Source organism: Flavobacterium sp. UGB4466, from assembly GCF_903469665.1.
In the GTDB taxonomy this organism is placed as follows: domain Bacteria; phylum Bacteroidota; class Bacteroidia; order Flavobacteriales; family Flavobacteriaceae; genus Flavobacterium; species Flavobacterium lipolyticum.
Genome location: NZ_CAGKLC010000025.1, coordinates 15,445 through 41,941 on the forward strand (window position 1 = coordinate 15,445; position 26,497 = coordinate 41,941).

27 protein-coding genes and 3 tRNA genes are annotated in these 26,497 nt (G+C 35.8%); 23 read left to right on the forward strand and 7 right to left on the reverse strand.

Annotation, left to right across the window (positions count from 1 at the left end):
* Nucleotides 1–248: 248 nt before the first annotated feature.
* A complete protein-coding gene (locus tag JO950_RS08875; RefSeq protein ID WP_202702319.1) occupies nt 249–479 on the forward strand; it encodes a hypothetical protein in 231 nt (76 codons plus the stop codon).
* A 33-nt stretch (nt 480–512) separates the two neighbouring features.
* Here JO950_RS08875 and JO950_RS08880 read toward each other — a convergent pair whose 3' ends face one another.
* Nucleotides 513–1,103, reverse strand: coding sequence for a riboflavin synthase (locus tag JO950_RS08880; RefSeq protein WP_202702320.1), 591 nt, complete (start codon nt 1,101–1,103; stop codon nt 513–515).
* Between the two features lie 57 nt (nt 1,104–1,160).
* Between JO950_RS08880 and pdxA the strand changes: the two genes are divergently transcribed.
* The 13 genes from pdxA (at nt 1,161) to JO950_RS08945 (ending at nt 9,952) form a co-directional block, all read left to right on the forward strand.
* Nucleotides 1,161–2,210, forward strand: a complete 1,050-nt coding sequence (gene pdxA / locus JO950_RS08885; RefSeq protein ID WP_202702321.1) for a 4-hydroxythreonine-4-phosphate dehydrogenase PdxA — start codon at nt 1,161–1,163, stop codon at nt 2,208–2,210.
* Between the two features lie 106 nt (nt 2,211–2,316).
* Nucleotides 2,317–2,859, forward strand: coding sequence for a DUF177 domain-containing protein (locus JO950_RS08890; RefSeq protein WP_017496279.1), 543 nt, complete (start codon nt 2,317–2,319; stop codon nt 2,857–2,859).
* Between the two features lie 9 nt (nt 2,860–2,868).
* The gene (rpmF, locus tag JO950_RS08895; protein ID WP_007137315.1) at nt 2,869–3,063 is read left to right on the forward strand and encodes a 50S ribosomal protein L32; all 195 of its coding nucleotides are present in this window, start codon (nt 2,869–2,871) and stop codon (nt 3,061–3,063) included.
* A gap of 173 nt (nt 3,064–3,236) precedes the next feature.
* Complete coding sequence (locus JO950_RS08900; protein ID WP_017496278.1) at nt 3,237–4,235, forward strand: beta-ketoacyl-ACP synthase III; 999 nt, start codon at nt 3,237–3,239, stop codon at nt 4,233–4,235.
* Between the two features lie 23 nt (nt 4,236–4,258).
* Nucleotides 4,259–4,747: an acetyl-CoA carboxylase biotin carboxyl carrier protein gene (accB, locus tag JO950_RS08905; RefSeq protein WP_202702322.1), complete on the forward strand. Its 489-nt coding sequence runs from the start codon at nt 4,259–4,261 to the stop codon at nt 4,745–4,747.
* 107 nt (nt 4,748–4,854) lie between these two features.
* Nucleotides 4,855–6,204: an acetyl-CoA carboxylase biotin carboxylase subunit gene (gene accC, locus JO950_RS08910; protein WP_017496276.1), complete on the forward strand. Its 1,350-nt coding sequence runs from the start codon at nt 4,855–4,857 to the stop codon at nt 6,202–6,204.
* Nucleotides 6,205–6,501: 297 nt separating this feature from the next.
* Nucleotides 6,502–6,798, forward strand: coding sequence for a hypothetical protein (locus JO950_RS08915; RefSeq protein ID WP_089077200.1), 297 nt, complete (start codon nt 6,502–6,504; stop codon nt 6,796–6,798).
* Between the two features lie 73 nt (nt 6,799–6,871).
* Nucleotides 6,872–7,168: a hypothetical protein gene (locus JO950_RS08920; protein ID WP_202702323.1), complete on the forward strand. Its 297-nt coding sequence runs from the start codon at nt 6,872–6,874 to the stop codon at nt 7,166–7,168.
* A gap of 28 nt (nt 7,169–7,196) precedes the next feature.
* On the forward strand, nt 7,197–7,487 hold the full coding sequence (locus JO950_RS08925; RefSeq protein ID WP_026109966.1) for a hypothetical protein: 291 nt from the start codon (nt 7,197–7,199) through the stop codon (nt 7,485–7,487).
* Between the two features lie 29 nt (nt 7,488–7,516).
* The gene (locus JO950_RS08930) at nt 7,517–7,813 is read left to right on the forward strand and encodes a PepSY-like domain-containing protein (protein WP_202702324.1); all 297 of its coding nucleotides are present in this window, start codon (nt 7,517–7,519) and stop codon (nt 7,811–7,813) included.
* 46 nt (nt 7,814–7,859) lie between these two features.
* Entirely contained in the window at nt 7,860–8,165 is a 306-nt protein-coding gene (locus tag JO950_RS08935; protein WP_202702325.1) for a hypothetical protein, read from the forward strand.
* An 11-nt stretch (nt 8,166–8,176) separates the two neighbouring features.
* A complete protein-coding gene (locus JO950_RS08940; RefSeq protein WP_202702326.1) occupies nt 8,177–8,473 on the forward strand; it encodes a hypothetical protein in 297 nt (98 codons plus the stop codon).
* Nucleotides 8,474–8,602: 129 nt separating this feature from the next.
* Entirely contained in the window at nt 8,603–9,952 is a 1,350-nt protein-coding gene (locus JO950_RS08945) for a sigma-54 dependent transcriptional regulator (RefSeq protein WP_202702327.1), read from the forward strand.
* On the opposite strand, the gene JO950_RS08950 is transcribed toward JO950_RS08945, so the two are convergent.
* Together JO950_RS08950 and JO950_RS08955 are read right to left on the reverse strand one after the other, a co-directional pair.
* Nucleotides 9,949–12,390: an ATP-binding protein gene (locus JO950_RS08950; RefSeq protein ID WP_202702328.1), complete on the reverse strand. Its 2,442-nt coding sequence runs from the start codon at nt 12,388–12,390 to the stop codon at nt 9,949–9,951. The genes JO950_RS08945 and JO950_RS08950 overlap by 4 nt on opposite strands.
* 177 nt (nt 12,391–12,567) lie before the next feature.
* Nucleotides 12,568–14,469 carry a S9 family peptidase gene (locus JO950_RS08955; RefSeq protein WP_202702329.1) on the reverse strand — a complete coding sequence of 634 codons (1,902 nt, stop codon included), beginning with the start codon at nt 14,467–14,469 and terminating at the stop codon, nt 12,568–12,570.
* Nucleotides 14,470–14,747: 278 nt separating this feature from the next.
* On the opposite strand from JO950_RS08955, the gene JO950_RS08960 reads away from it, so the two are divergent.
* From JO950_RS08960 to JO950_RS08975, 4 genes are read left to right on the forward strand one after another with little or no spacing between them, the layout of a single operon-like run.
* Entirely contained in the window at nt 14,748–15,860 is a 1,113-nt protein-coding gene (locus tag JO950_RS08960) for an FAD-binding oxidoreductase (protein ID WP_202702351.1), read from the forward strand.
* A gap of 51 nt (nt 15,861–15,911) precedes the next feature.
* The gene (locus JO950_RS08965; protein ID WP_202702330.1) at nt 15,912–20,792 is read left to right on the forward strand and encodes a T9SS-dependent choice-of-anchor J family protein; all 4,881 of its coding nucleotides are present in this window, start codon (nt 15,912–15,914) and stop codon (nt 20,790–20,792) included.
* A 55-nt stretch (nt 20,793–20,847) separates the two neighbouring features.
* Nucleotides 20,848–21,618 carry a monofunctional biosynthetic peptidoglycan transglycosylase gene (gene mtgA, locus JO950_RS08970; protein ID WP_202702331.1) on the forward strand — a complete coding sequence of 257 codons (771 nt, stop codon included), beginning with the start codon at nt 20,848–20,850 and terminating at the stop codon, nt 21,616–21,618.
* Nucleotides 21,608–22,564, forward strand: a complete 957-nt coding sequence (locus JO950_RS08975) for a lipid A deacylase LpxR family protein (protein WP_202702332.1) — start codon at nt 21,608–21,610, stop codon at nt 22,562–22,564. The genes mtgA and JO950_RS08975 overlap by 11 nt, the downstream gene beginning before the upstream one ends.
* A 155-nt stretch (nt 22,565–22,719) precedes the next feature.
* Here the strand turns inward: JO950_RS08975 and JO950_RS08980 are convergent, their stop codons facing one another.
* Nucleotides 22,720–23,100: a hypothetical protein gene (locus tag JO950_RS08980; protein ID WP_202702333.1), complete on the reverse strand. Its 381-nt coding sequence runs from the start codon at nt 23,098–23,100 to the stop codon at nt 22,720–22,722.
* Nucleotides 23,101–23,371: 271 nt separating this feature from the next.
* On the opposite strand from JO950_RS08980, the gene JO950_RS08985 reads away from it, so the two are divergent.
* A complete protein-coding gene (locus tag JO950_RS08985) occupies nt 23,372–23,548 on the forward strand; it encodes a hypothetical protein (protein WP_202702334.1) in 177 nt (58 codons plus the stop codon).
* Nucleotides 23,549–23,605: 57 nt separating this feature from the next.
* On the opposite strand, the gene JO950_RS08990 is transcribed toward JO950_RS08985, so the two are convergent.
* The 3 genes from JO950_RS08990 to JO950_RS09000 all read right to left on the reverse strand — a co-directional run bounded on the left by JO950_RS08990 (nt 23,606) and on the right by JO950_RS09000 (nt 23,859).
* A tRNA-Ala gene (locus tag JO950_RS08990) sits at nt 23,606–23,679 on the reverse strand.
* A gap of 12 nt (nt 23,680–23,691) precedes the next feature.
* Nucleotides 23,692–23,769, reverse strand: a tRNA-Phe gene (locus tag JO950_RS08995).
* Between the two features lie 12 nt (nt 23,770–23,781).
* A tRNA-Phe gene (locus JO950_RS09000) sits at nt 23,782–23,859 on the reverse strand.
* Nucleotides 23,860–24,055: 196 nt separating this feature from the next.
* Here JO950_RS09000 and JO950_RS09005 point away from each other — a divergent pair.
* The 4 genes from JO950_RS09005 (at nt 24,056) to JO950_RS09020 (ending at nt 26,466) form a co-directional block, all read left to right on the forward strand.
* The gene (locus JO950_RS09005) at nt 24,056–24,820 is read left to right on the forward strand and encodes an enoyl-CoA hydratase/isomerase family protein (RefSeq protein ID WP_202702335.1); all 765 of its coding nucleotides are present in this window, start codon (nt 24,056–24,058) and stop codon (nt 24,818–24,820) included.
* A 126-nt stretch (nt 24,821–24,946) separates the two neighbouring features.
* Complete coding sequence (locus JO950_RS09010; RefSeq protein WP_202702336.1) at nt 24,947–25,123, forward strand: hypothetical protein; 177 nt, start codon at nt 24,947–24,949, stop codon at nt 25,121–25,123.
* 31 nt (nt 25,124–25,154) lie between these two features.
* The gene (locus JO950_RS09015) at nt 25,155–25,604 is read left to right on the forward strand and encodes a 6-carboxytetrahydropterin synthase (RefSeq protein ID WP_202702337.1); all 450 of its coding nucleotides are present in this window, start codon (nt 25,155–25,157) and stop codon (nt 25,602–25,604) included.
* Between the two features lie 118 nt (nt 25,605–25,722).
* Nucleotides 25,723–26,466 carry a UDP-2,3-diacylglucosamine diphosphatase gene (locus tag JO950_RS09020; protein WP_202702338.1) on the forward strand — a complete coding sequence of 248 codons (744 nt, stop codon included), beginning with the start codon at nt 25,723–25,725 and terminating at the stop codon, nt 26,464–26,466.
* The last annotated feature ends 31 nt before the right edge of the window (nt 26,467–26,497 follow it).

A 26,497-nucleotide genomic window follows, 5' to 3' on the forward strand; every position in this document is an offset into this window, starting at 1 on the left:
CAATCTAATGAGCTAACAGATAGAAATATACGTAAATAGCAGTGTACGGTTAATAGTTTAAGGTTTATTCTTACGGTAAAATGGGGAGATTATTTTTGTTTTGCTTTTTTTGTTTTAAACCTTGTGTTTTTGTAAAAATCTTATACATTTGTCGCACAATTTGCTGTAAGCCCCCTTCTTTATGAGAATTGTAGTAGATAAAAATATGCTTAACAACCTACCTTGCTGTTTTTCAGCGTGTTAAAATTATGAAGACAATAAAGACCGTTTTTTTCACAGTTTGCCTGACTTTACTATCTGGGTTTAGTGCTTTGGCACAAGTGACACCACCAGCACCAGGCCCCGTAGTACCACCAGATGATCCATATGATCCGGACATAGTGCCCATAGATAATCATTTAGTGTTTTTGGCAATAGTGGCAGTTGTTCTAGGAATTGCAATTATATATCGAAATAAAATTAAAAAAGCTTCAGTGTAAACTGAAGCTTTTTTAATGAGTCGATTTTACGAATTATTTGTTTATCGCATAAAGTCTTGAGATGTATTTTCCAACAACATCAAATTCAAGGTTTATTTTAGTTCCAACTTTGAAGTTTTTGAAATTAGTATTTTCAAAAGTGTAAGGAATAATCGAAACGCTAAATTCGTTTGTTTTTGAGTTTACAACCGTCAGGCTTACTCCGTTTACCGTAATAGAACCTTTTTCAATGGTAATATTGCTGAGGTTTTTGTCGTATTCAAAAGTATAATTCCAGCTTCCGTGTGCTTCTTCGATTTTAATACAGGTTCCGGTTTGGTCTACATGCCCCTGTACGATGTGTCCGTCAAGACGGTCGCCAAGTTTCATTCCTCTTTCCAGATTTACAATATCGCCTTCCTTCCAGTCGCCAATATTGGTTTTTAAAATGGTCTCGTCGATAGCGGTTACTGTGTAAAGTGAATCTTTTATTGCTACAACCGTCAGGCAGATTCCGTTATGAGAAACACTTTGGTCTATTTTTAATTCATTAGTGATTGTGGAGTCAACTGTGATCTGAAGATTGTTTTGATCTTTTCTTATTTCGTGAATCCTTCCTAGGGTTTCTATAATTCCTGTGAACATTTTGGTTTTATTTTACTAAATTTGCACATCAAAATTAGTAATAAATAATCTGAGCTCATGAATAAAAAAGCAGAAAATATAATTGTTGGGATTTCAGTTGGAGATTTAAACGGTATTGGAAGCGAAGTTATATTAAAAACATTCGAAGATTCTCGTATGTTGGAGATGTGTACGCCAGTTATTTTTGCAAACGCCAAAATACTTTCTTTTGTTAAAAAGAGCTTTACCTCTACAGTTCAGTTTCACGGTGTAGATAAATTAGAGCAGGTTTTGCCTGGAAAAGTCAATGTTTTTAATCTTTGGAAAGAAGGGGTCGATATCAACTTCGGTAAAAATGATGAGAAAATTGGTGAATACGCAATTAAATCATTTGTTGCGGCTACCAAAGCGCTAAAAGAAGGTTTGGTAGATGTTCTGGTAACGGCGCCAATAAACAAATACAACATTCAATCGGAAGATTTTAAATTTCCGGGACATACTGATTATCTGGACAAAGAATTAGAGGGGAACGCTTTAATGATGATGGTTCAGGATAATTTGCGAGTAGGTTTGCTTACCGATCATGTACCGTTGAATGAGGTTTCTTCCCATTTGACAGAAGAGCTAATCATTAGAAAGATTGAAACGATCAGAAAATCACTGGTTCAGGATTTTAGTATTGTTAAGCCAAAAATTGCCGTTTTAGGATTGAATCCGCATAGTGGTGATGGAGGTGTGATTGGGAAAGAAGAAGATTTAATTTTGAAGCCAGCTTTGAAAAAGATCTTTGAAAAAGGGACTATGGTTTTTGGACCATTTTCGGCAGATGGTTTTTTTGGAAGTGGTCAGTATGAAAAATATGATGCTATTGTAGCTACTTATCACGATCAGGGATTGATTCCGTTTAAAACCTTGTCGTTTGGTAAAGGAGTGAATTATACGGCTGGTTTGAATAAGGTTAGAACCTCACCGGATCATGGTACGGCTTATGATATTGCCGGAAAAGACATGGCAGATTTTAACTCATTTAAGGAGGCGGTTTATCTTGCAATAGATATTTTTCGCTCGCGTAATCAGTATGAGGAGATTACTGAAAAACCACTCAAAATAAAAGAAAAACAGTTATAAACAAAAAAAGGTGAATAAGATTATTAGTTTTATAATAATTTTATATCTTTGCACCCCAATTCAGGCATCTGAGTTTTAGATACGGATTGGACAAATTGATGTTGAAATGAGCAAAACAAAAGAATTTTTAATTCCTTTCGTAGGATTAAAACTAGGAAAACACCATTTTGAGTATCAAATAAGTAACACGTTCTTTGCGAACTTTGATTACGACGAATTTCAAAGTTCGGATATCAAAGTAGGTTTAGTTTTAGATAAGAAAAGCAACATGTTAGAGTTGGAATTCAAACACAAAGGAACTGTAAATGTACCTTGTGATCTGACAAGCGAAGATTTTGATTTGCCTTTAAAAGGTAAAATGAAATTAATTGTTCGTTTTGGAGAAGAATTCAATAACGATAATGAAGAGCTTTTAATCTTACCGCATGGAGAACATGAAATTGATGTAGCACAGTACATTTATGAAATGATTGCACTGTCGGTACCTCTAAAACGAGTTCATCCAGGAGTGAAAGACGGCAGTTTGCAAACTGATGCTTTAAAAAAACTGAATGAGCTAACGGTTAAAGAAGAGAAAAAAGAGAGTAAACAAGAAGAAGATATTGACCCGCGTTGGGACAAATTAAAGAAACTATTAACGGATAAATAATATAGTAAAATGGCACATCCTAAGAGAAAAATCTCGAAAACAAGAAGAGATAAGAGAAGAACACATTATAAAGCTACTGTAGCTCAAATCGCTACATGTCCTATTACTGGAGAAGCACATTTATACCACAGAGCTTACTGGCATGAAGGTAAAATGTACTACAGAGGGCAAGTTGTTATCGATAAATCTGTAGCGGTTGCTTAATACGTTTTTGTAAATGATACTGGAACTCTCACATAGTGAGAGTTTTTTTTGTTGGTTATACTTTTCTTTTTTTAAGAAAATAACTGCAAATTAATTTCGTTTTTTTTTGTAATTTTCAAGTCTTTTAAAAATTTTTCAGATACGCTGTATTTGAAACGAAATAATTGAATATAATGAATACAATCACAGCCGCAATTACCGCTGTTGGAGCTTACGTTCCAGACTTTGTACTTTCGAACAAAGTTTTGGAAACGATGGTCGATACCAATGACGAATGGATTACTACTCGTACCGGAATTAAAGAAAGAAGGATTTTAAAAGATGCTGATAAAGGAACATCGTTTCTTGCTATAAAAGCAGCACAGGATTTAATAGCAAAAGCTAATATTGATCCGTTAGAGATTGATCTGATTATAATGGCAACAGCTACAGCAGATATGCCGGTAGCCTCTACTGGAGTTTTTGTTGCGACAGAAATTGGAGCTACCAATGCATTTGCTTACGATTTGCAGGCGGCATGTTCAAGTTTCTTATACGGAATGTCTACCGCTGCAGCTTATGTGCAGTCAGGAAGATATAAAAAAGTACTATTAATTGGTGCCGATAAAATGTCATCAATTGTAGATTATACAGACAGAGCAACTTGTATTATTTTTGGTGACGGAGCGGGAGCCGTTTTATTCGAACCCAATTATGAAGGCTTAGGCTTACAAGATGAATACTTACGAAGCGACGGTGTAGGACGCGATTTTCTTAAAATTTCTGCAGGAGGTTCTTTAACTCCAACTACAGCGGAGACCGTACAAAACAAACAACACAATATTATTCAGGACGGAAAAACCGTTTTTAAATACGCTGTAACCAATATGGCTGATGCCAGCGAATTGATTTTGCAAAGAAACAATCTTACGAATCAGGATGTGAATTGGTTAGTGCCACATCAGGCAAACAGACGTATCATCGATGCTACTGCAAACAGAATGAATCTTGAGGATTCAAAAGTACTGGTGAATATTGAAAAATATGGTAACACCACTTCAGCTACGTTACCATTAGTATTAAGCGACTTTGAACATTTGCTTAAAAAAGGAGATAATATTATTTTTGCCGCTTTTGGTGGAGGATTCACTTGGGGATCTATTTACCTAAAATGGGCATACGATAAAAAATAAATCAAAACTAAAAACGAATCATTATGGATTTAAAAGAAATTCAAAACCTAATCAAATTTGTAGCAAATTCGGGTGTTGCAGAAGTAAAGTTGGAAATGGATGATGTGAAAATCACGATCAGAACAACTTTAGAAGGAAATGTAACTGAAACTACTTATGTACAGCAATTACCTGCTCAGGCAGCATTGCCACAAGCAGTTGCTCCTCAACAAACAGCTCCGGTAGTTGTAAATGTAAGTGCTGAGGCACCTGCTGCTGTTGAAGATTCTAAATTCATTACTATTAAATCTCCAATTATTGGAACTTTTTACAGAAAACCATCTCCAGACAAACCAGTATTTACTGAAGTTGGAAGCACTATCGCAAAAGGTGATGTTCTTTGTGTAATTGAAGCAATGAAATTATTCAACGAAATCGAATCGGAAGTTTCAGGTAAAATTGTAAAAATTCTTGTTGACGATATGTCTCCTGTAGAATTTGACCAACCTTTATTCTTAGTTGATCCATCATAAATAAATTTAGATTTTAGATTTTAGATTTTAGATTGATCTGACAGAATTAATACAGACATCTCTAATTATCTAATTATCTAATTATCTAATTATCTAATTAAAATAAGATGTTTAAAAAAATATTAATTGCAAATAGAGGAGAAATTGCACTTCGTGTAATTCGTACATGTAAAGAAATGGGAATCAAAACTGTAGCAGTTTACTCTACAGCCGATGCTGAAAGTTTACATGTTAAGTTTGCTGATGAAGCGGTTTGTATTGGTCCCCCTCCAAGTAACTTATCGTATTTGAAAATGTCAAATATAATTGCTGCTGCCGAAATTACTAACGCAGATGCAATACATCCAGGTTATGGATTTCTTTCTGAGAATGCTAAATTCTCAAAAATTTGTCAGGAGCACGGAATCAAATTTATTGGTGCAGCTCCTGAGATGATTGACAGAATGGGAGATAAAGCTTCTGCAAAAGCGACAATGAAAGCGGCAGGAGTTCCATGTGTACCAGGTTCTGACGGATTATTAGAATCTTTCGAACAAACACAAAAGTTAGCTAAAGAATTTGGTTACCCGGTAATGCTTAAAGCTACTGCCGGTGGTGGTGGAAAAGGAATGCGTGCGGTATGGAAAGAAGATGAATTATTGAAAGCATGGGAAAGTGCACGTCAGGAAGCTGCCGCTGCATTTGGAAATGACGGAATGTACATGGAGAAACTTATCGAAGAGCCACGTCATATCGAAATTCAGGTTGTTGGAGATTCATACGGAAAAGCATGTCACCTTTCTGAAAGAGATTGTTCTGTACAACGTCGTCACCAGAAATTAACTGAAGAAACACCTTCACCATTCATGACTGACGAATTGCGTGCGGCAATGGGAGAAGCGGCTGTAAAAGCGGCAGAATTCATTAAGTACGAAGGAGCCGGAACAGTTGAGTTTTTGGTTGACAAACACAGAAACTTCTATTTCATGGAAATGAATACCCGTATTCAGGTGGAGCACCCGATCACTGAACAAGTAATTGATTACGATTTAATTCGTGAGCAAATTATGGTAGCGGCCGGAATTCCAATTTCAGGAAAAAACTACTTACCACAATTACACGCCATCGAATGCCGTATTAATGCTGAAGATCCTTATAACGATTTTCGTCCTTCACCAGGAAAAATTACTACGCTTCATATGCCGGGAGGGCACGGAGTACGTTTAGATACTCACGTATATTCTGGTTACAGCATCCCGCCAAACTACGATTCGATGATTGCTAAGTTAATCACAACGGCACAATCAAGAGAAGAAGCTATCAGCAAAATGCGTAGAGCTCTGGATGAATTTGTTATTGAAGGCATCAAAACTACAATACCATTCCATAGACAATTGATGGATGACCCAAGATATATTGCAGGAGATTATACTACTGCTTTTATGGATACATTTAAAATGAAACCTATAGAGGAATAGAAGTAAAGGCTGTTGATTTTTCAACAGCCTTTTTTTATGTTACCAACTGGTAAACCCGATAGGTTTTAGAACTTATCGGGTTTGTTTTTTAGTGAAGTAAACACTTTCGGTGTGTATTTTTTATACAGGTTTTGCCTGGGTTACACACTTTTTATAAATTTTAAATTTTGGCACAAATGATTTAATCCCTTTAAAAATAAGGACTTAAGTAATTGAAGGTACAACGTTTTCGTTACGGCATAATAATTTCATTATCTAAAGCGTAAACAACTATTAATAATTTAAAACGTACACACTATGAAAAATTTATTTCTATCAGCCGCAATCGTTTTGGGAGGTTTAACATCATTTGCTTCAAATGCTCCAATTGCAAACACTATCGTTAAAACGGTTTCTGTTGCAGACGAATATACAGAGATCAAATTAGAAGAGATACCTGCTCCAATTACGGAAGCTTTGAAAAAAGCCTATCCAAGCGCTGTAGTTACAAAAGCGTATAAAAACGAAAAATCCGAGTACAAATTAGACGTTACAGTAGGAGAAAAGGTAGGTAATCTTTTTGCTAATGCAGACGGAACCTGGATTAAAAAATAAGGTAAAGCCGTTCTTATGTTTATACAAATTAAGAACATTAAAATAAAATTAAGAGTGCTTAAATATACACACTATGAAAAATTTATTTCTATCAGCCGCAATCGTTTTGGGAGGTTTAACATCATTTGCTTCAACTTCTCCAATATCAAATACAATCGTAAAAACAGCAGTTATCCAGGACGAGTACACTGAAATTAAAGTGGAAGAAGTTCCTGCTGCTGTAATCGATGCTCTTAAAAAAGCGTATCCGGATGCAATACTTTCAAAAGCATACAAAAATGAAAAAACGGAGTACAAACTGAGCGTTACAGTAGGAGACAAAGTAGGCTCTCTTTATGCAAATGCAGATGGAACCTGGATCAAAAAATAATTAATAAGAACCATTAAAAAGGATCATTATGAAAAAGTTAATCTTATCGGCAGCTATCGTGTTAGGTAGTTTGTCTATGCAGGCAGGAAATGGAACAATGACAGGTTTATTGGTGAAAACTGTAAGTGTTCAGGATGAATATAAAGAAGTTGATGCAGTTCCGGCTGCGATCAAAACCGCATTAGACAATGCTTATCCGGGAGTAAAACTGGACAAAGCTTATGTAAATGCAAAGAAGGAGTATAAAATAGAGATAACCGTTAGAGGAGAAAAATCTACAGTTTATACAGACGCTTCCGGAAATATTCTTAAAAAATAACGATTAGTAACCCATAAAAACCATTTATTATGAAAAAGTTAATTTTATCAGCAGCGATTGTTCTTGGAGGTTTATCCGTTCAGGCAGCGACTTCGACAGTGAAAACTTCAGACATTCAAGCTGTAGTTGTTCAGGATGAATATAAAGAAGTTAGTGCGGATGCAGTTCCAGCAGCAGTTAAATCAACAATCGAAAAATCTTTCCCTAACACAAAACTTGAAAAAGCGTATAAGAGTGAGAAGGATGAGTATAAATTGGAAATTTCCAGCGGAGATAAAAAATACACTGTGTTTACAGACGCTTCCGGAAATATTCTTAAAAAATAATTGCCTAATTTTATCAGCTAATAGTAATTAAAAAAAGCAAGTACTTATGAAAAAGTTAATTTTATCAGCTGTCATCATTTTAGGAGGTTTAGTAACGAATGCAGAAGCGACTACATTAAAAAAATCAGTTTTGAATGTCGTTACATTTCAAGACGATTTTAAGGAAATAAAACCAGAAGCGCTTCCAGCTGAAGTTAAAGCGACTTTAGAAAAATCTTTTCCAGGTTCGAAGCTTGTAAAGGCTTATGTAAATCCGAAAAAGCAGTACAAATTAGAACTGAATTCCGGGGCTGATCAGGAGAAACATTTTGTTTTCACAAATGACAAAGGAGACATTTCCCCGAAATATTAAAAAAGAATAATATGAAAAAGTTAGCCTTATCAGTAGCAGTTGTTTTAGGAAGTTTATCCGTTTCTGCGAATACTGTTGTTTCTCAGGAGCAAATAAAAATTGCTGTTAATGTTCAGACAGAATATACAGAAGTTGCTGCAGATGCTGTACCAGCTGCTGTGAAAACGGCACTACAAACCGCTTATCCGGGTGCAAAACTTGCGAAAGCCTGGGTAAACGAAAAAAAGGAATATAAACTTGAGATATCAGTTGGGGACCAAAAGGCTACTGTTTTTTCAGATGTCAATGGCAACTGGTTGAAGATATAATTAGGTGAATTTTAGATTTATGTTTTTGGTGAAAAAGAGATTGCGATAAGCAATCTCTTTTTTTTTACATAATTTTGTGAAAAGACAATTTTATTAGTATTATTTTAGCAAAAAAGTCCTCAGAAACAAATGCCAAAGATATTACTGATAGAAGATGATATTTCGTTCTGCAAATTATTAGAGAAATTTCTAATCAAAAAAACATACGAAGTAGCTATTGCTTTCTCAGCTGCCGAAGCCAGAGTTGCAATCAAAAAAGAATCTTTCGATTTGATTTTAACAGATCTCCGTTTACCTGATTCTGATGGTATCGGTCTTATGGCCGAAATTAAAACGGCATACCCTCAAGTTCCGGTAATTTTGATGACGGGCTACTCTGATGTTAATACTGCAGTGAAAGCGATCAAAAATGGAGCAGCCGATTACATTTCGAAACCTTTCAATCCTGATGAAGTTTTACTGGTCATCACAAATGCGTTAAAAGCTTCAGAAGAGGAGACGGATGAAGTAGTGGTGAAAGAGAAGAAAACCGCAAAAAAACAAACTACTGCCGAAAACGAATTTGTAAAAGGGATTTCGATAGCGTCTAAAAAACTTCTGGATCATATTCAATTGGTAAGTCCGACAGATATGTCGGTTTTAATTATTGGAGAGAGTGGAACAGGAAAAGAAATTATTGCCAAAAGTATCCATCAGCAAAGTTTAAGGAAAAACAATAATTTTATTGCAGTCGATTGCGGAGCTATTCCGAAAGAATTGGCAGCAAGTGAATTCTTCGGACATCTAAAAGGATCTTTCACCGGTGCTATCAGCGACAAAATGGGTTATTTTGAAGCAGCTAATGGCGGAACGCTTTTTTTGGATGAAATTGGGAATCTTTCTTATGAGAATCAAATTCAACTGTTAAGAGCACTTCAGGAACGAAAAATTAAACCTGTTGGAAGTAATAAAGAAATAAACGTCGATATTCGCATTATTACCGCTACGAATGAAGATTTGCGTGAGGCAGTAAAAAACGGCGATTTTAGAGAGGATTTATACCATAGAATCAACGAGTTTTCTATATTGTCGCCTTCTTTAAAAGAGCGGGAGGAAGATTTGATGGTTTTCGCCGATTATTTTCTGGAAAAAGCGAACCAGCAGCTGAACAAAGAGGTGATTGGATTTTCACCCGAAGTAGTTGCAATTTTTCAAAATTACAACTGGCCGGGAAATTTACGTGAATTGCAAAATTGTGTCAAACGTTCGACATTGTTGTCCAAAGGTGAATTTATCGAAAGTGATGTTCTGCCGGCAGAGTTTTTTCAGATACAAAAGCCAACAAGTTCTAATGATAATTTTTCGTTATCTGAAAATGAAAGAGAAGCCATTATTCAGGCGTTATCGAGAGCGCAAAATAACAAATCGGAAGCAGCAAAATTACTTAAGATTACCAGAAAAACACTTTACAATAAATTAAAGCATTACAATATAGATTAAACGATTTCTTGTCGTAAAGCGTTAAAAAGTACATTTGTTTTAGATTTTAAGGTACTCAGTATACTGTCTACTTCAGAAATGTCAAGGTTCGTACTTTCCAAAACTTTTAAAATTTCACTAATCTCTTGTGTCTGAATTTGTTTAAACATAGGAGCCATTCGATGCGCAATTAAGTTAATTTCGACCGTGCTTTTTGCTTCGAAGGCATTTTCTAAAGCGTTCAGATTCTCAGAACTGTTTTCAATAAACGCTTTCAGGATTTCTTTTAGTTCGTCATTGTCGTCGCCTAAAAACTCTTTCAGCGTATCCAGTGAATACAATGTTGAATTTACCGTTTCTTCCTCTTTGTTAATGTCAATATTGGGCAATGTGTCGTTTTCCAAAATTAGATGAATCGTCTCCAACAGTATTTTAGGGGAATAAGGTTTTTGAATTACCGTGGTAAAACCTGCCTTGGTATAAATTGCTGCATCCAGATCAGTTCTTCCGGTTAAAGCAATTACGGGCTGGTTTTTAAAAGTGGAGTAACCGCTGTTTTTGAGTTTTTCCAAGAACATAAAACCGTCCATTTCCGGCATTTGTATGTCAGTGATAATAAAGTCGAAAGGAGTACTTCCAATGGCTTCTAAAGCTTTTTCGGCACTGTTAAAAGAAAATACCTCATGTTTTTCCTGTCTCAAAACACCACTCGTTAAGTTCAGAAGATTAATATCGTCGTCAAGAACGATAAACGTTTGTTTTGGAGCATTCAGTATAACGGATTCTTTCTCTTCAACTACTAAATTTTGACTGTTATCAAACAATAAAGGAAGTTGAATTTGAAAAGTACTTCCTTTTCCAAAAGTACTTTCGAGACTTAAGCTTCCGCCTAAAATCGAAATTATTTTTTGACAAATGGATAATCCCAAGCCGGTTCCACCATATTTTTTTTCGATTCCTTCATTCGCCTGAGCAAATTCTTCGAAAACTAATTGCTGATTCCCTTTTTCGATTCCAATTCCTGAATCTTGAATAGAAACAACAAAAAAATCATCATTTTCTGTGGTGTAAGCGCTTATTTTTATGAAGCCTTCTTCGGTAAATTTATAGGCATTTCCAATGATGTTACTTAAAATTTGTTTTAGTCTAAAGGGATCTCCAACAATTCGGGCATTCAATTTTTCATCAACGTTAATAATAAGGTCGATGTTCTTTTGTTTGTAAACGGTTTGAATACTCTTGGCTACTCCATCAATTATTTCCGGCAATAAAAATGGGACCTTCTCAATGGTGATTTTTCCAGCCTCGATTTGAGAAAAGTCCAATAAGTCCTGAACCAGCTGTGTAATGTATTCAGAAGAATTTTTAATGTTTTTGATGAAATAAGACTGCTTGGAATTTACCTCAGAATTACCCAGCAATTCTGAATATCCTACAATTGTACTTAAAGGGGTTTTTAAATCGTGACTCACCGTAGAAATGAGCTGTTCGCGGCTTTTCAGTAAGTTTTTTGTTTTAAAATTTGCAATCTCCAGCTTCTTTTTATAAACCTGCGATTTAGAGTAATCACTCACAATTAGGATCGAGAAAAATAAAGTAAGCACCAAGCCAATAATAGCCGAAGCCGTAACAATATCATTCACTTTTTTAAGCGATTTTTCTTTTAAAGAATTGTTTTTTATCGAGTTGATGATGATTTCTCTTTCGATAATTCGAAGTACTTTTCGTAGCTGTTCAGAAATCGCGATTTCATTTTTTAATAATTTGTTTTCTTCGAAGTTTAGTGATTCTTTTTTCTTTTCAGCTTTCAGTTTTACATTGCTTAAGAGTTTCTTCGAATTGGCCAAGATGGAATCCGAGGCTTGTTTGCTCAGGGTGTTTGTACTGTCGTCAGGGATATTCTGATTGAGATAATCCACATATTTTTGAAGTACATTGCGCTGATAACTCCCTAATTGATTCGGATTCTTGTTGAAATCCTGAAGTTCTAATTTACGGAGTTTAAACTCCATTTTGGTGATTTCATCAATTGCCGTATTTACCGAGACTTCATCGTCGGCTTTATTTTTTATGGTTTTTAACTGTTTGATGTTTTTTGTCTTTTCCGACAACAGGTATGTAACACTGTCCAGCAGGGTCTTTTGATATTGTGTGGTAACAATTTGTTTTAAGGTATCGATTCTGGATTTCAAAGAATCGGTTTCGATAAGGTAATTTTTGAAATCATCCTCAGAATTGGTCTGGATGGTTTTTCGGGCTAAACTTTCGGTCTTGTAAACGTTAGAAAACAGTTTGCTTACTTTTAAGATTTTAGTTTTCTCAAAAGCAATCTTACTTTCGAGTTTATTGTAAACCACATTTTCTGAATACAAAAACCAACCTACGGTAACCACTAATCCCAGTAGAGCAATATAACTGAAGAGTACTTTTATCGGCATGTAACTTTTTTTACTCTCCATGGGGTAATGTTATAGGTTTTTGGATGCTTATAATGGAAATCAGTGCAATTTATTTAAAATTTCGGTTTTTGAAATACAAAATAATGCTAATGTTTTACATAATTAAGAGGGCTCGGAAAATAAAATAGCCGCAGATTCTGAAAATCTACGGCTATTTTTTAATTTAAAATCTACGGTTTAAAGCGTCTCGTTCAACCATTTGAAGAATTCACCTTGCCAAACCTGAGCGTTTTGCGGGTGTAAAACCCAGTGATTTTCATCAGGGAAATATACAAATCTGCTTTTAAGTCCTCTTAATTGTGCCGCCTGAAAAGCTTCTTGTCCCTGTCCGATTGGTACACGGAAATCTTTTCCTCCCTGGAAAATTAAGATGGGTCTGTTCCAGTTTTGAACCATTGTTGCAGGGTTAAAAACAGTATACGATTTTTGAGCTGCTGCATTGTCTTTTTCCCAGTACGGACCTCCAAAATCCCAGTTGTTAAAGAAAACCTCTTCAGTAGTTCCTAACATACTCACGGTATTGAAAACACCGTCGTGAGCGATAAAAGTTTTGAAACGGTTTTTGTGAATACCCGCTAGGTAAAACACAGAATATCCTCCGTAGCTTGCGCCTACACATCCTAAACGGGATTTGTCGACATAGCTTTCTTTAGAAACATCGTCGATCGCCGAAAGGTAGTCATCCATAACCTGTCCGCCCCAATCTTTACTAATCTGCTCGTTCCATTCAACACCATGACCCGGCATTCCGCGACGGTTTGGTGCAACTACCACATAACCTTTTGCAGCCATTAAGGAGAAATTCCAACGGAAAGAATACGATTGTGTTAAAGCACTTTGTGGCCCACCTTGACAGAATAATAAGGTTGGGTATTTTTTAGAAGCATCAAAATTTGGAGGTAAAATTACCCAAACCAACATTTTTTTACCGTCTGTAGTAGTTACATAACGTTTTTCTGTTTTGCTAGGTGCTATTGTTTTGTAGGTTTCTGTATTTACATTTGAGATTTGTTTCCAGGTGTTTTTCTTTAAATTAAAAGAATAAATTTCCGGAGCGTGATTCATGTCATTTCGGGTGACAATAATATCATCACCGGCAAAACCTACTAAATCATTCACATCAAAATCTCCATTAGTCAATTGACGAACCTGAATAGCGATTCTGGTCAATCCCGGAAAGTTAACTGTAAAAAGCTGTTTTGTACCATCCACCGGAGCTACAAAGTATACATTTTTACCGTCTTTACTCCAGATAAAATTATCTACAGTTCCATCCCAGTTTGCCGTTAAATTTGTTTTAATGCCTTTAAATTCAACAATAAGATCGTTTTTATCCGCTTCATAACCGTCACGTTTCATTTGCAGCCAGGTTAAGTTTCCTGTTGGGGAAAATTGTGGCGCTGTATCGTAACCTAAATTACCTTCGGTTCTGTTTATTGTTTTTTGAGTTTCTAAATTATACTCGTAAATATCAGTATTAGTAGAAATTGCGTATTGTGTTCCTGCTTTTTTCTTGCACACATACAAAATGCTTTTTCCGTCAGGGGACCAGATGTAATCTTCGTCACCACCAAAAGGTTTTTGCGGAGAATCAAAATTCTCGCCTTTCAGGATATCAATTCCAGCGGCACCTTCTTTGTTTTCTTTGTAAAAAACATGATTGAATTTACCTTCATTCCAGGTATCCCAATGACGATAATCCAATCCGTCATAAATTTGAGCATCAGATTTATCCAGTTTTGGATAAAAATCTTTGCCTAAAACTTTTTCCAGTTTCACCTCTTCGTTGTACACTAAAAATTTTCCGTCAGGCGAAACGTTTTTGTCTGCTAAAACTTCTTTAGTGTCTTTAATTTCGGTTGCAGTTCCACCACCTATAGGAATGATGTAAAATTTAGAAGACGATTTGTTTTCTTCAATAGAAGGGGTCGAAACCTTAAAAACAACATTTTTTGCATCTTTCGAAAGTCCGAGCGCACTCACTCTTCCTAATTTCCATAACAACTCTGGGGACATTACATTTTGTCCGATAGCGTTTAAACTCATCATTATTAAGGTTGTAAATAATACTTTTTTCATAATAAAATTCTAATTTTTCGTGGGACTAAAAATACAACAATTAAATTCCAAATTAGCTAAATTCCAAATTCCAAAAATTGTTAAAGTTTATGGGCTAAGTTTTTTTAGCCACGAATTCACGAATTTTTATTCTTAAGGATCAGTAAAAATAATTCGTGAATTCGTGGCTAAAAAAAAATAGTACGCGTTTTGGAATTTTAAAAAATGAAAGTTCCGGTTTAAATTTATTTCCTAAATTGTGATTTGGATTTTAACTAATTGTGATTTATTATTTTATGATGGAACTAAGCTACTGGGAACTCAAAAACTGGTTTACAAATGTTGATTATACTATTGTTGGCAGCGGAATCGTAGGACTGCACGCGGCACTGCGCTTACGCGAAAGATTTCCGGTCGCAAAAATTCTGATTTTAGAAAAAGGAATGCTGCCGCAAGGAGCCAGTACTAAAAATGCCGGCTTTGCATGCTTTGGAAGTCTTTCTGAAATTATGGAAGATCTTAAAACACATTCAGAAGAGGAAGTGATACGGCTTGTAGAAAAAAGATGGAAGGGCTTGCAGCTGTTGAGAAAACGATTAGGCGATACTGCAATAGATTTTAAACCGTATGGCGGATATGAATTGTTTTTAAGAGAAGATGATTTAAATTTTGAGGAGTGTATGGCAAGGCTGCCTTTCGTCAATGAAATTTTAAAACCACTTTTCAAAGCGGATGTTTTTGCCAAAGAATTCGATCGGTTTGGTTTTGGAAGCAGTCACGATTATTTGATTTTTAATCCTTTTGAGGCACAAATTGATACCGGAAACATGATGCAGGAATTGCTGAGACAGGCTGTTGCTGAGAATATTTTAATTCTCAACCAGCAAACTCTTACTGCTTATTCTGACTTAGGAAGTGAGGTTGAACTGGTGTTGAATGATTTTAGTTTTAAATCCAAAAAAGTACTTTTCGCCACCAACGGTTTTGCAGCTCAGTTGACAAAAGGAGCAGTAAAGCCTGCCCGAGCACAGGTTTTGATTACAGAGCCCATTGCAAATTTAGCCATCAAAGGAACTTTTCATCTGGATCGCGGGTATTATTATTTTAGAAATATAAACGATAGAATTTTACTTGGCGGTGGCAGAAATCTTGATTTTGAAACCGAAACAACAACTGAATTTGGGGAGACGAAAATTGTACAAAATAAATTGGAGGATTTACTTAAAAATGTAATTTTACCGAATCAGGATTTCCGAATCGCCCATCGTTGGAGCGGTATCATGGGAATAGGAAACAGTAAAAATCCTGTTGTTACTCAATTGTCTGAAAACGTGTTTTGTGGAGTGCGTTTAGGTGGTATGGGAGTAGCAATCGGGAGTTTAATAGGAACAGAATTAGCAGATTTAATATAATTTTAAAAGAATTTAATTCAAAAATACCACAACCCAAAAAACGGATAATACATGCAAAAAACTACTCTAGTTGTTCTTTTTTCTTTTTTTACCTTTCTTTTTACACATGCCACTAATAAAACTAAACCTATTGTAGCCGATCCGGTTTTTGATGTAACCGTTTCACTTATTGGTGAAGTTTTGGTTGAATATCATGCATATGATGTTTATAATACTTACGAATGGCAGTTCGAATATGGGCCTGCAGGTTTTAAGCCTGGGGAGGGGATCACTAAGACTCTTTCCGGTATAAACTTTTATCGATTTACATTAGATCCATTAAGAAAATATGATTTTAGAGTCAGAGAGAGACGTTTGCAGGGGACAATTTTTTTATGGGGAAATTGGTCAGACACAAAAACGATACAGGCATCAAGTGATAAAGTCTTTTCTGTGGGTTATGCGACAAACTTTAATGATAAAAACACCACAAATTTAGAGTGGAGGGGCCTTATCTATAACAATAGCACCAGTATAGCCGGTGTATCTCTTACAACCTATAAGAATCATAGCGAAAATAATGCAGCAGGTTCTTCGATGATAATGGCTAGTTATAACTATGACGATAAAAGCCATATTGGTTTGATATCTCCAAGATTCAATGATTTAGCCACCGATCGAAAAATAAAATTTTGGCTAAACGGACTTTATAATTCGGATACAGAATTGTTAGTCGGGACTATGAGTGATCCCAATGACAAAAACACATTTCATCTTCTGCAAAAAATAGAACCAAAATTAGGGTTAGAATGGAGGCAGGAAACCGTTTATTTTACTAATTATAATGGCACCGATCAATATGTGGTGTTCTTTTTTAAGAGGGGATACTATGGGAGTAACAGTACCAGTTTGTATATAGATGATTTTAGTTACGAAAAAGCATCAGATTGTTTCAATCAGACTAATTTTGCCGTATCAAACGTTCAGCAAAATAGTGCTCAGATAAATTTTGATGCTCCTAATCAAAATAATTTTCAAGTGAGTCTGACTAATACAGTTAAGAAAACTACTGAAATTTTTACTATTCAGAGCAGCTCTTTTACTTTGGATAAATTGGTTGGAAATACAGATTATGAAGTAAAGGTACGCGCCAATTGTATTGATGATTTGTTCTCTAACTGGACTAAGACAATAAGTTTCAAAACACCTTGTACCGTAATTACAGATAGGTACAGTACCTCTTTTGAAGGGACAAAATATATTGATCCTTGCTGGAGTGTGATTGCAGGAAAATGTTTGGTTCAGAGTAGTTTGGAAGATACGGGCTGGGCAAGAAAGCCCGCACCTAAAACAGGTACGACAACGATTGTAATGTCGAAATTTGTAGGTGCTTTAAATGTTGATAAAGCCTATCTTGTAACACCATATATTGCAGATCTGGATTCTGATAAAAGAATAAGATTTAGTCTTTTAGCTTATAGTAGCGACGATGACTATAATAAAACTTCGCTGACCATAGGAACAATGTCTGATCCTAAAAATGCAGCTACTTTTGTTGCTTTAAAAACAATTCTGCCTTCAGAGATAAACGAGACTGAAAACGGATATAAATCTTCGTTATGGAAAGAGCATACCGTTTATTTAGATAATTACGTAAAGAGCAATAACCATAATTATATTGCTTTGAGGTACAATAATGAAAGTGATTCCTATTTTAGTATCGATGACTTTACGTATGAAAAGACACCTGTATGTCTAGAACCTCTTAATCCTAAAACCATCAATTTGGGTTATGATTCTGCCACTGTTAGTTGGGAAAATTATAAACCTGCATCACAATTTCAAATAGAATACGGACCAAAAGGATTTGCTCATGGTTCAGGAAAGATCGTTGATGCGGCAGTAATTCCGTTTAAGTTAGAATCGCTTCAGGACGATACAGATTTCGATTTTTATGTTCGTGCCAAATGTGGAAGTGAATACAGCGCGTGGTCTGACAGAGGTAATTTTAAAACCAAATGTTTAGGATTAACGGCTGGTTATACTGAAAATTTTGAAAATGCCGCTTTTGAAAAAAATGGATGCTGGACCAGAATTGTGCCTTATATTTATCAGAGGTATTATCGTAAAGATCGTTTTGTGAATATTAATACGATCAATAACGGTAGTTCTACGGTGCGTAATGGTTCCCAATCAGTATTGCTTTCAAGTCAGTTAGATCTTGTTTACCCTCCGGGAACGGGAGAAAAAACGGATAGAGTAGTGCTGGTTTCTCCGAGATTTAAAGATTTTGACAATCATAAAAAGATCAACTTTTGGATGCAGGTTCCTAAAGAGTCAGATGACCTGTCAGTGGAACTTATCATAGGAACCCTTTCAGATCCGGAAGATTATTCTACTTTCAAAGCTTATAAAACTATTGTAGTTCCGGTTGCAAATAAGGCTAAATGGCTGAACTATGATGTTGATTTTTCTAATTATTTTGGAACGGATAAATATATCGGGTTCAAACAAAAGATTAGTAATCAACGATCAACCAGGTTTTTTATAGATGATTTTGAATACATTCAGAATAACTGTCCAATTCCCGGAATATTAGGTGCAAGACAGTCAGGTCCTGATAGTGTTTTGCTGGATTGGAGAGATAATAATACTCTAAAACCATCTCAAAGTTTTGATATTGAGTATGGACCTAAAGGTTTTGTAAGTGGTTCAGGAACGATAATTAAGGTCACTGAAAATCCTTATAATTTGGCGGGATTAGCTCTTGGCACTTACGAGTATAGAGTAAGAGCATATTGCGATACCAATATTACCTCAGATTGGAGTGATAGATATACCTTTAAAACTTTTTGTTCAAAAACAGCACCTTTTGTTGAGAATTTTGATGAACATGGCAGGAATTTAGATCAAAGTACTACTTTTTGCTGGAGTTACAATATTCAGCTTTATGCGCAATTAGCAGAATTTAATTTGCCGAATATTACCAGTGCGCCTTATGCTTTTGCATTGTATACAAACAAAGACAGTGCAATATTGATTTCTCCTTATCTGGATGATTTTGATAAAAACAAAAAAGTAAAATTTTGGCTTAGAGGTTCGCAAACGGGTAGTTCGAAAGCCGGAACTTTAATTGTAGGAACAATCAAGAATGCTGCGGATCTTAGTACATTCGAACCTTATCTGACCATTACAGAGCAGGAAATTAATAGTTTGCCACTATACGGAAAAGAAGTTAATATTGACTTCTCTCAGTACCAGGGAGCAAACAAACAGATCGTTTTTAAATATATGGCCGAATCAACTAATGGAGACTACGTACGAAACACTCTTTTAATAGATGATTTTCGTTATGATCAGACTTTACCATGTTATGAACCAATAGATGTAGTTTTCTCTGATATTAATCATAATTCGACGTTAATAAGCTGGACTTCTAAAAATCAGGCAACAGAAAATGTTCAGATAGAATACGGATTAACCGGTTTTGCTAAAGGTACGGGAACTATTGTAAACACCAAAAAGAATGAGATTTTGATTTCTAAGCTGCAAATCGGAACCTCGTATGAGTTTTATTTCAAAACCACTTGCGCATCCGGTAATTCATTAGAAGCAGGACCGCGAAAAATAGAAACGACATGCGAGTCACTGGCACTACCGTGGAAAGAGAAATTTACCAATCTGAGTCGTTACGGAACAAACGTCCTTCCGGATTGTTTTAAGTTTTTAAGAGGCGAATTTATTTTAGAAAATACAGCTAAGGATGATCTTAATTATAGATTTAGTCCCGATTATAAAAGGTCGGGATTTGATGATACCGGTTATTTATATCTTACCGGTGGATTTTTGACTCAGATCATGACTCCTATGTTTTATTTAAATGCGGGGACTACTTATAAGTTTAACCTGAAAGGACGAAATAGTTACGAGTATCGTATTCAGGGTGTTGGGTTATATGTTGGAAAAGGGCAAAACGATTACAATATGTCACTTAATATTAGTCAAACAGGGAACAACGATAGACTGACCGAATACAATTATAGAGATGTATCTTATTACTTCACGCCCCTGGTATCGGGAGACTATAGCTTTTTGATGGAATTTGCCAATTCGGGTGGTTCACGATTACTTGTTGATGATTTTGAATTGAAAGAAGGATATACGTCTTCTATCGATGGAAGTGGAAAAACAGTAACATATGACTTTACAAAAATGCCGCCAGGAGAGTTGATTTTTGAGGGGGGCAATAAGAGAATTATTTTAGATTCTAGCAATAATATACTGGTGATGAAAGGAAACAGTACACCATCAGAATGGAAGAATGTCAATGGAACTTCTCAAATAAAGAAAGGAGCCGCTGTTGAGAATTCTTCGGTATGGGAAAGAAATGAAAGTAGTATCGCCAAGATAAATACAAAAGTAAATGCAGCAAATGCAAGCAGTTTATTTATGCATTTTGATCTAAAACAAACCTTTGTTTCTTCAAATACAGAATCAATGTTTAGAGTTGTCGTAAACGGGAATGTAGTGGGGGATGTAATAAAACCAGAGTCGGCCAGCGGTGATGATTATAAAAAATACACAGTTGATTTGACACCATATGTTGGGGCAGATATTAGAATATCATTACAGCATATTGGTAAATCTGATGCCGGAGATAATGCTTATCTGGATAATCTTGTGTTTGATAAAACATCGTCACTGGGTATTGACGGAACTCATTTTTCCAATTTTAAATATTATCCTAATCCAGTAGAAAATGTTTTATATATAGAAAGTAATTCGGTACTTTCGAAAGTAGAAGTTTATACTTTAAGTGGACAGTTGCTTTCTATAAATAATTACTCGGATTCTAAAGTTAGTATTGATTTTAAAAATCATGCTTCTGGGGTATATTTGTTGGTGGTAACTCAGGATGATAAAAAAGAAACGTTTAAAGTAATAAAGAAGTAATGTTCTAAGTTGTACTATTTTTAGTATTACATTTTAGATTAACAGATTTAATATAATGGCAGCACCCAAAAAACCGGCACCAAAAAAAACAACCACCAGTAAACCAAAACCGGCACCAAAGAAAGGCAATCGCTCTTTTGGCGAAAAAGTAAAGTGGTTTTTCATCAAATTATTTTTATGGTTCTTCGGAATCTCGATTGCGTCTGTTGTGTTTTTTAAATATGTGCCTGTACCTTTTACTCCTTTAATGATCATTCGGGCAATCGAAAATAAAACGGCTGGTAAAGAAGTCTATTTTGATCATGACTGGGAACCTATCGATAAGATCTCAATGAATTTGCAAAAAGCGGTTATTGCCAGTGAAGACGGAACTTTTCTAAAACATAATGGTTTCGATTTTAAAGCACTTCAAAAAGCCTATAAAAGCAACGAGCGCGGACGTCGTATTCGTGGCGGAAGTACCATCTCGCAGCAAACCGCTAAAAACGTTTTTTTATGGCAGGGGAAAAGTTATTTCCGTAAAGGTTTAGAAGCTTATTTCACCGTTTTAATTGAACTCATTTGGGGCAAAGAACGTATCATGGAAGTCTACCTGAACAGCATCGAAATGGGAGATGGAGTATACGGTGCTTATGCCGCTACCGAACATTGGTACCGTCGTGATGCTTCAAGTCTAACACCAATGCAGGCAGCCGGAATTGCAGCCATTTTGCCAAACCCAAGAAAATTTAAAGCAACAGGATCTTCCAGTTATATCAACCGAAGAAAGGAACGAATTGTTCGTGAAATGCGCTCGGTTGGGAAAATAAATTACAATGCAGAATAAAAAAAGCTTTCTCGGATTCCTGTTATTGACGACGATTTTGAGTTTTGGACAGGCGAAAACGACAGAAATAGGTTTAATTACAGATAACGATTTGTATACTTCGTCTAAAAACGATATGTACTATACCAATGGCCTGGAGCTTTTTTATCGTTTTTTGTCGAAGAACAATAACGAAAAAATCAACAAGAAAATCACTGAATTTCGTATTGGGCAGTATATCTATAATCCGAGATTTATAAACAAAGAAGCTGTTACGATTAACGATCGTCCCTTCACAGGTTATCTTTTTGCCGAAGCAGGACGAAGTTTTTTCTATAAAAGCGAATCCGTTTTAAAGACCGATTTTCAACTTGGTTTTATGGGCCCTAATGCCATGGGAAGAGAAACTCAGGAAAGTTTCCATCATCTTATTGGGTACAAAACGGTGTATGGTTGGGAAAACCAGCTGCACAACGCATTCGCCATTCAGATGCATGTAATGTATTCGAAGAAATTGTTTCCTGCAAAGCACAATGATTTTGTCGATCTTCACTTTCAGTCGGAAGCCAATGTAGGGACAATCTTCACAGGTGTTTCAACAGGTTTACTGACTAGAATTGGTTTCAAAAAACTACTCCCGGTTTATGATTCCAATTTACACGATGCCTCGGTAAGCAATACTCGGCAATACAATATCCGTGAGTTTTACTTTTACGCAATGCCAAGTGTCAATTACCAGTTTTACGACGCTACCATCGAAGGCAGTATGTTTAGCAACACCAGTCCGCTAACGTTTGACTTGGAACCCCTTCGTTTCAATGCCGAGGCAGGACTAAAATACCGACACAACAACTTCAATATGTCGTACTCGTTTATCTATCGGGGCAGAGAATTAAACGATCCGAATACAAACACCAATGCGGGGTATTTTTATGGGTCGATTCGATTTGGGTATTTGTTGAAGTAAGCTCTTGTAATTTTGGTTTTCGGTGGTGTAAATATGCCTTCAGGATTTCGTGAATCTTTGTGTGTACATTTTGTGAATCTCTGTGTAATGTCTCGATTAGAATGATGATTTTTATTCTGACAGCTATAAGAAATACGCGATAAAATTGGGGTTAACTATAATCGGATATAATTCCCGGGTAAATGTCCTTTTGATTCTATTGTATTATCTGTCTTTCTGAAAAAGTTAAATCGGATTAATGATCCTTCAAGCCCCTGACCAAAGTCTACAATATACAAATAATCAGTTTTAGCTATTTGTTGCGGGATGATTTGGTTGGAGGATATCCTAATTTGATTTTTACTGAAAGAATAGGTATTTCCGTCAGAATTGTATTTGATGTCATTTTTGGTAAAAGTAAGGATCGCTCCGGTTGTATTATCCTTCCAGCTTCCTTGTATCCAGGAAGGAGAATGGAAAATACCCTGGGTGTTTTCGTCGCTTGACGAACAAGAAGTAATAAAAATAAGGCTTAGGAGTAAAATTAAATTCTTCATTTTTTTGGCGTTTAAAAGTTGTATTCGATAAGTTTAGCAAAAACAATTCCGAACTCTCTTCTTTTGATACATTTAACTTTTATTTATGGGTACAACCTCAGTTTTTATGAAAATATTAAAACAAATCTTTCTAACTTAATGGAGTGAATTGTAAGGAGATTGTTTTTTCGCGAGCAATTTTTTCGATTCCGGATTTTTTTAAGTTAAGGTTTAACTTTTTGGTAATGTTACAAAGCTTCTAAATTTTTATTTTTAACTCAAAATTAAAGTTATGGAAATCAATTGGATAGTAATAGGAGCCGTAGTGCTTGTTGTAATCATCGTGATCGTATTTACAGTCAGAAAGAATCAAAGAGAGAAAAAGAAACTGACAGATCTCTTAAATAATGATTTTAAAAAGGCTAAAAAAGATAGAGTAGATGCCGAAGATTCTGCGAATGAACAGTAAGAAATTTTCTTTCAAAATAAAAAAACCGTATTCCAATGAAGTAATACGGTTTTTTAGTGGAGAATACCGGATTCGAACCGGTCACCCCTTGCCTGCCAGGCAAGTACTCTAGCCAAATGAGCTAATCCCCCGTGTAATTTGTTTGGTGGAGAATATCAGATTCGAACTATCACCCTCCCGATTTTTCATCGGGACGCTCTAGCCAAATGAGCTAATCCCCCGTGTGATTTGTTTGGTGGAGAATATCAGATTCGAACTATCACCCTCCCGATTTTTCATCGGGATACTCTAGCCAAATGAGCTAATCCCCCGTGTGATTTGTTTGGTGGAGAATATCAGATTCGAACTATCACCCTCCCGATTTTTCATCGGGACACTCTAGCCAAATGAGCTAATTTCCCAAATACGAGAGCAAATTAAGTCAATTAATTTTCAAAAAGCAAATTTCAAATCACTTCCGATGAAAATATTTTTCAAAACCGTAACTTTACGATCAAATTTATTTTTATGAGTGCAGAAAAACTTGAAGGTTCTTTACAGACTACTTACCATAATGCTGTTGCAACAGTTGAATTTGGGCATCCGGCCAGCAATTCTTTTCCAAGACAATTATTAGATCGTTTAACTTCCGAAATTAATACTCTAAGTCAGAATAAAGCCGTTTCGGTTATTGTTTTACAAAGTTTAGGGACTAAAGTTTTTTGTTCAGGTGCTTCTTTTGACGAGTTGCTAGCCGTGAAAAATGAACAACAGGGAGCACACTTTTTCTCTGGTTTTGCTCATTTGCTGAACGCGATGCGAAATTGTTCTAAAATTATTGTGGCTCGTGTTCAGGGAAAAGCAGTTGGTGGCGGTGTCGGAATTATTTCGGCTTGTGATTATGTTTTTGCGACTCCTGAAAGTGCCGTGAAATTGTCGGAATTGGCCATCGGAATTGGGCCGTTTGTGATAGAACCTGCTGTTTCGCGTAAGATTGGAAAAGCTGCAATGGCCGAAATGACCTTGGCAGCACATGCATGGAAATCGGCAGCATGGGCATTAGAGAATAAATTGTTCACAGAGATTCATACTGTTGAAAATTTAGATGTGGCGGTAGCAGATTTTGCTCAACAATTAAGTCTGTATAATCCTGAAGCTTTGTACGAAATGAAGAAAATTATTTGGGAAGGAACCGAACATTGGGAATCTTTACTTGTCGAGCGTGCCTCTATAACAGGAAAATTAGTTTTGTCGGACTTTAGCAGAAATGCTTTAGAGCAGTTTAAGAAATAGCGGAATCCTAAATTTTTATCTGATTCCTTTCAGAGATTTTGTATTATGATATTTGTCATTGGATGCAGCGTCAGACAGGCATAAATTTGAAATGTTTTTGAAGTGAAACATAAAAAATAAATCAAGATGAGGATTATTTCGTTGTTGCAGCAAGTTGATGTTGCAGAGAAAATTAAGGCTGCTCCGGACGGCAGTTATCAGATAGGAGTGGTGATCGGATCCTTTATTCCTTTCGTTGTTTTAGTCGGAATTGCATATTGGATGTATAACAGAGCTAAAAAAAGAGACGAGAACGGTTATTAATTTGTAAATTTGCAACCTAAAATTCAAATCGATGAGTAATATCAGAATTACAAAACAATTTAGTTTCGAAACCGGACATGCTTTGTACGGTTACGACGGTAAATGCAAGAACGTTCACGGACACAGTTATAAATTATCGGTAACGGTTATTGGTTCGCCAATTACAGACCGATCGAATGTGAAATTCGGGATGGTAATTGATTTTTCGGATCTAAAGAAAATTGTAAAGGAAGAAATCGTCGATCAGTTTGATCATGCGACGGTTTTTAATCAAACAACACCACATGTCGAATTGGCAAATGAATTGAAGAATCGTGGTCACCATGTAATTCTGGTAGATTATCAGCCCACAAGTGAAAACATGGTAGTTGATTTTGCCGACAGAATTATAGCACGGTTACCTAAGGAGATTTCCCTTTTTTCCCTTAAACTTCAGGAAACGGAATCTTCGTTTGCCGAATGGTACGCTTCAGATAATTAATTTAGTCGAAAGTCAAAAGTCGAAAGTCGAAAGTCAAAAGTCGAAAGTCAAGCGATCTGATAATTTAAAACATCTAAGAAATCCAACATCTAAGAAGTCCAACAATCTAATAATCTAAATGAAAAAAGTATATTTTGCTTCAGATCAGCACTTCGGAGCACCAACGCAAGAGTTGAGTTTGCCACGTGAAAAGAAATTTGTGGCCTGGCTGGATGAGGTGAAAGAAGATGCAGAAGCTATTTTTTTACTGGGGGATTTGTTTGATTTTTGGTTCGAATACAAAACGGTTGTACCAAAAGGATTTGTTCGTATTTTAGGGAAACTGGCTGAAATTCGTGATAGCGGAATTCCTGTTTATTTTTTCGTGGGAAATCATGATTTATGGATGGATGATTATTTTGAAACCGAATTAAATATTCCGGTTTACCATGATAACAAGGAGTTTACTTTTAATGGAAAGACCTTTTTAATTGGTCACGGTGACGGAAAAGGACCAGGTGATAAAGGGTATAAACGTATGAAAAAGGTCTTTACTAACCCGTTTTCAAAATGGCTTTTTCGTTGGCTTCATCCTGATGTAGGGGTAAGTCTGGCACAGTATTTATCCGTTAAAAACAAATTGATTTCAGGGGATGAAGATGTAAAATTCCTGGGAGAAGAAAACGAATGGCTGGTTTTATACGCCAAACGTAAACTGGAGACCAAACACTACAATTATTTTATTTTTGGCCATCGCCATTTACCGATGGTTCTTCCGGTTGGAGAAGATTCCAATTATGTGAATTTAGGCGACTGGATTGGCTATTTTACCTATGGCGTATTTGACGGTGAAAACTTTGAACTTAAAAAATTCGAGAAATAATCACTTTGTTTTTGTTATAAACGAATGATTT

What these genes read in the sequence shown, in the direction of transcription:
- JO950_RS08875 (WP_202702319.1), top strand. Translation starts at nt 249, where the DNA reads ATGAAGACAATAAAGACCGTTTTTTTCACAGTTTGCCTGACTTTACTA.
- JO950_RS08880 (WP_202702320.1), bottom strand. Translation starts at nt 1,103, where the DNA reads ATGTTCACAGGAATTATAGAAACCCTAGGAAGGATTCACGAAATAAGA.
- pdxA (WP_202702321.1), top strand. Translation starts at nt 1,161, where the DNA reads ATGAATAAAAAAGCAGAAAATATAATTGTTGGGATTTCAGTTGGAGAT.
- JO950_RS08890 (WP_017496279.1), top strand. Translation starts at nt 2,317, where the DNA reads ATGAGCAAAACAAAAGAATTTTTAATTCCTTTCGTAGGATTAAAACTA.
- rpmF (WP_007137315.1), top strand. Translation starts at nt 2,869, where the DNA reads ATGGCACATCCTAAGAGAAAAATCTCGAAAACAAGAAGAGATAAGAGA.
- JO950_RS08900 (WP_017496278.1), top strand. Translation starts at nt 3,237, where the DNA reads ATGAATACAATCACAGCCGCAATTACCGCTGTTGGAGCTTACGTTCCA.
- accB (WP_202702322.1), top strand. Translation starts at nt 4,259, where the DNA reads ATGGATTTAAAAGAAATTCAAAACCTAATCAAATTTGTAGCAAATTCG.
- accC (WP_017496276.1), top strand. Translation starts at nt 4,855, where the DNA reads ATGTTTAAAAAAATATTAATTGCAAATAGAGGAGAAATTGCACTTCGT.
- JO950_RS08915 (WP_089077200.1), top strand. Translation starts at nt 6,502, where the DNA reads ATGAAAAATTTATTTCTATCAGCCGCAATCGTTTTGGGAGGTTTAACA.
- JO950_RS08920 (WP_202702323.1), top strand. Translation starts at nt 6,872, where the DNA reads ATGAAAAATTTATTTCTATCAGCCGCAATCGTTTTGGGAGGTTTAACA.
- JO950_RS08925 (WP_026109966.1), top strand. Translation starts at nt 7,197, where the DNA reads ATGAAAAAGTTAATCTTATCGGCAGCTATCGTGTTAGGTAGTTTGTCT.
- JO950_RS08930 (WP_202702324.1), top strand. Translation starts at nt 7,517, where the DNA reads ATGAAAAAGTTAATTTTATCAGCAGCGATTGTTCTTGGAGGTTTATCC.
- JO950_RS08935 (WP_202702325.1), top strand. Translation starts at nt 7,860, where the DNA reads ATGAAAAAGTTAATTTTATCAGCTGTCATCATTTTAGGAGGTTTAGTA.
- JO950_RS08940 (WP_202702326.1), top strand. Translation starts at nt 8,177, where the DNA reads ATGAAAAAGTTAGCCTTATCAGTAGCAGTTGTTTTAGGAAGTTTATCC.
- JO950_RS08945 (WP_202702327.1), top strand. Translation starts at nt 8,603, where the DNA reads ATGCCAAAGATATTACTGATAGAAGATGATATTTCGTTCTGCAAATTA.
- JO950_RS08950 (WP_202702328.1), bottom strand. Translation starts at nt 12,390, where the DNA reads ATGGAGAGTAAAAAAAGTTACATGCCGATAAAAGTACTCTTCAGTTAT.
- JO950_RS08955 (WP_202702329.1), bottom strand. Translation starts at nt 14,469, where the DNA reads ATGAAAAAAGTATTATTTACAACCTTAATAATGATGAGTTTAAACGCT.
- JO950_RS08960 (WP_202702351.1), top strand. Translation starts at nt 14,748, where the DNA reads ATGGAACTAAGCTACTGGGAACTCAAAAACTGGTTTACAAATGTTGAT.
- JO950_RS08965 (WP_202702330.1), top strand. Translation starts at nt 15,912, where the DNA reads ATGCAAAAAACTACTCTAGTTGTTCTTTTTTCTTTTTTTACCTTTCTT.
- mtgA (WP_202702331.1), top strand. Translation starts at nt 20,848, where the DNA reads ATGGCAGCACCCAAAAAACCGGCACCAAAAAAAACAACCACCAGTAAA.
- JO950_RS08975 (WP_202702332.1), top strand. Translation starts at nt 21,608, where the DNA reads ATGCAGAATAAAAAAAGCTTTCTCGGATTCCTGTTATTGACGACGATT.
- JO950_RS08980 (WP_202702333.1), bottom strand. Translation starts at nt 23,100, where the DNA reads ATGAAGAATTTAATTTTACTCCTAAGCCTTATTTTTATTACTTCTTGT.
- JO950_RS08985 (WP_202702334.1), top strand. Translation starts at nt 23,372, where the DNA reads ATGGAAATCAATTGGATAGTAATAGGAGCCGTAGTGCTTGTTGTAATC.
- JO950_RS09005 (WP_202702335.1), top strand. Translation starts at nt 24,056, where the DNA reads ATGAGTGCAGAAAAACTTGAAGGTTCTTTACAGACTACTTACCATAAT.
- JO950_RS09010 (WP_202702336.1), top strand. Translation starts at nt 24,947, where the DNA reads ATGAGGATTATTTCGTTGTTGCAGCAAGTTGATGTTGCAGAGAAAATT.
- JO950_RS09015 (WP_202702337.1), top strand. Translation starts at nt 25,155, where the DNA reads ATGAGTAATATCAGAATTACAAAACAATTTAGTTTCGAAACCGGACAT.
- JO950_RS09020 (WP_202702338.1), top strand. Translation starts at nt 25,723, where the DNA reads ATGAAAAAAGTATATTTTGCTTCAGATCAGCACTTCGGAGCACCAACG.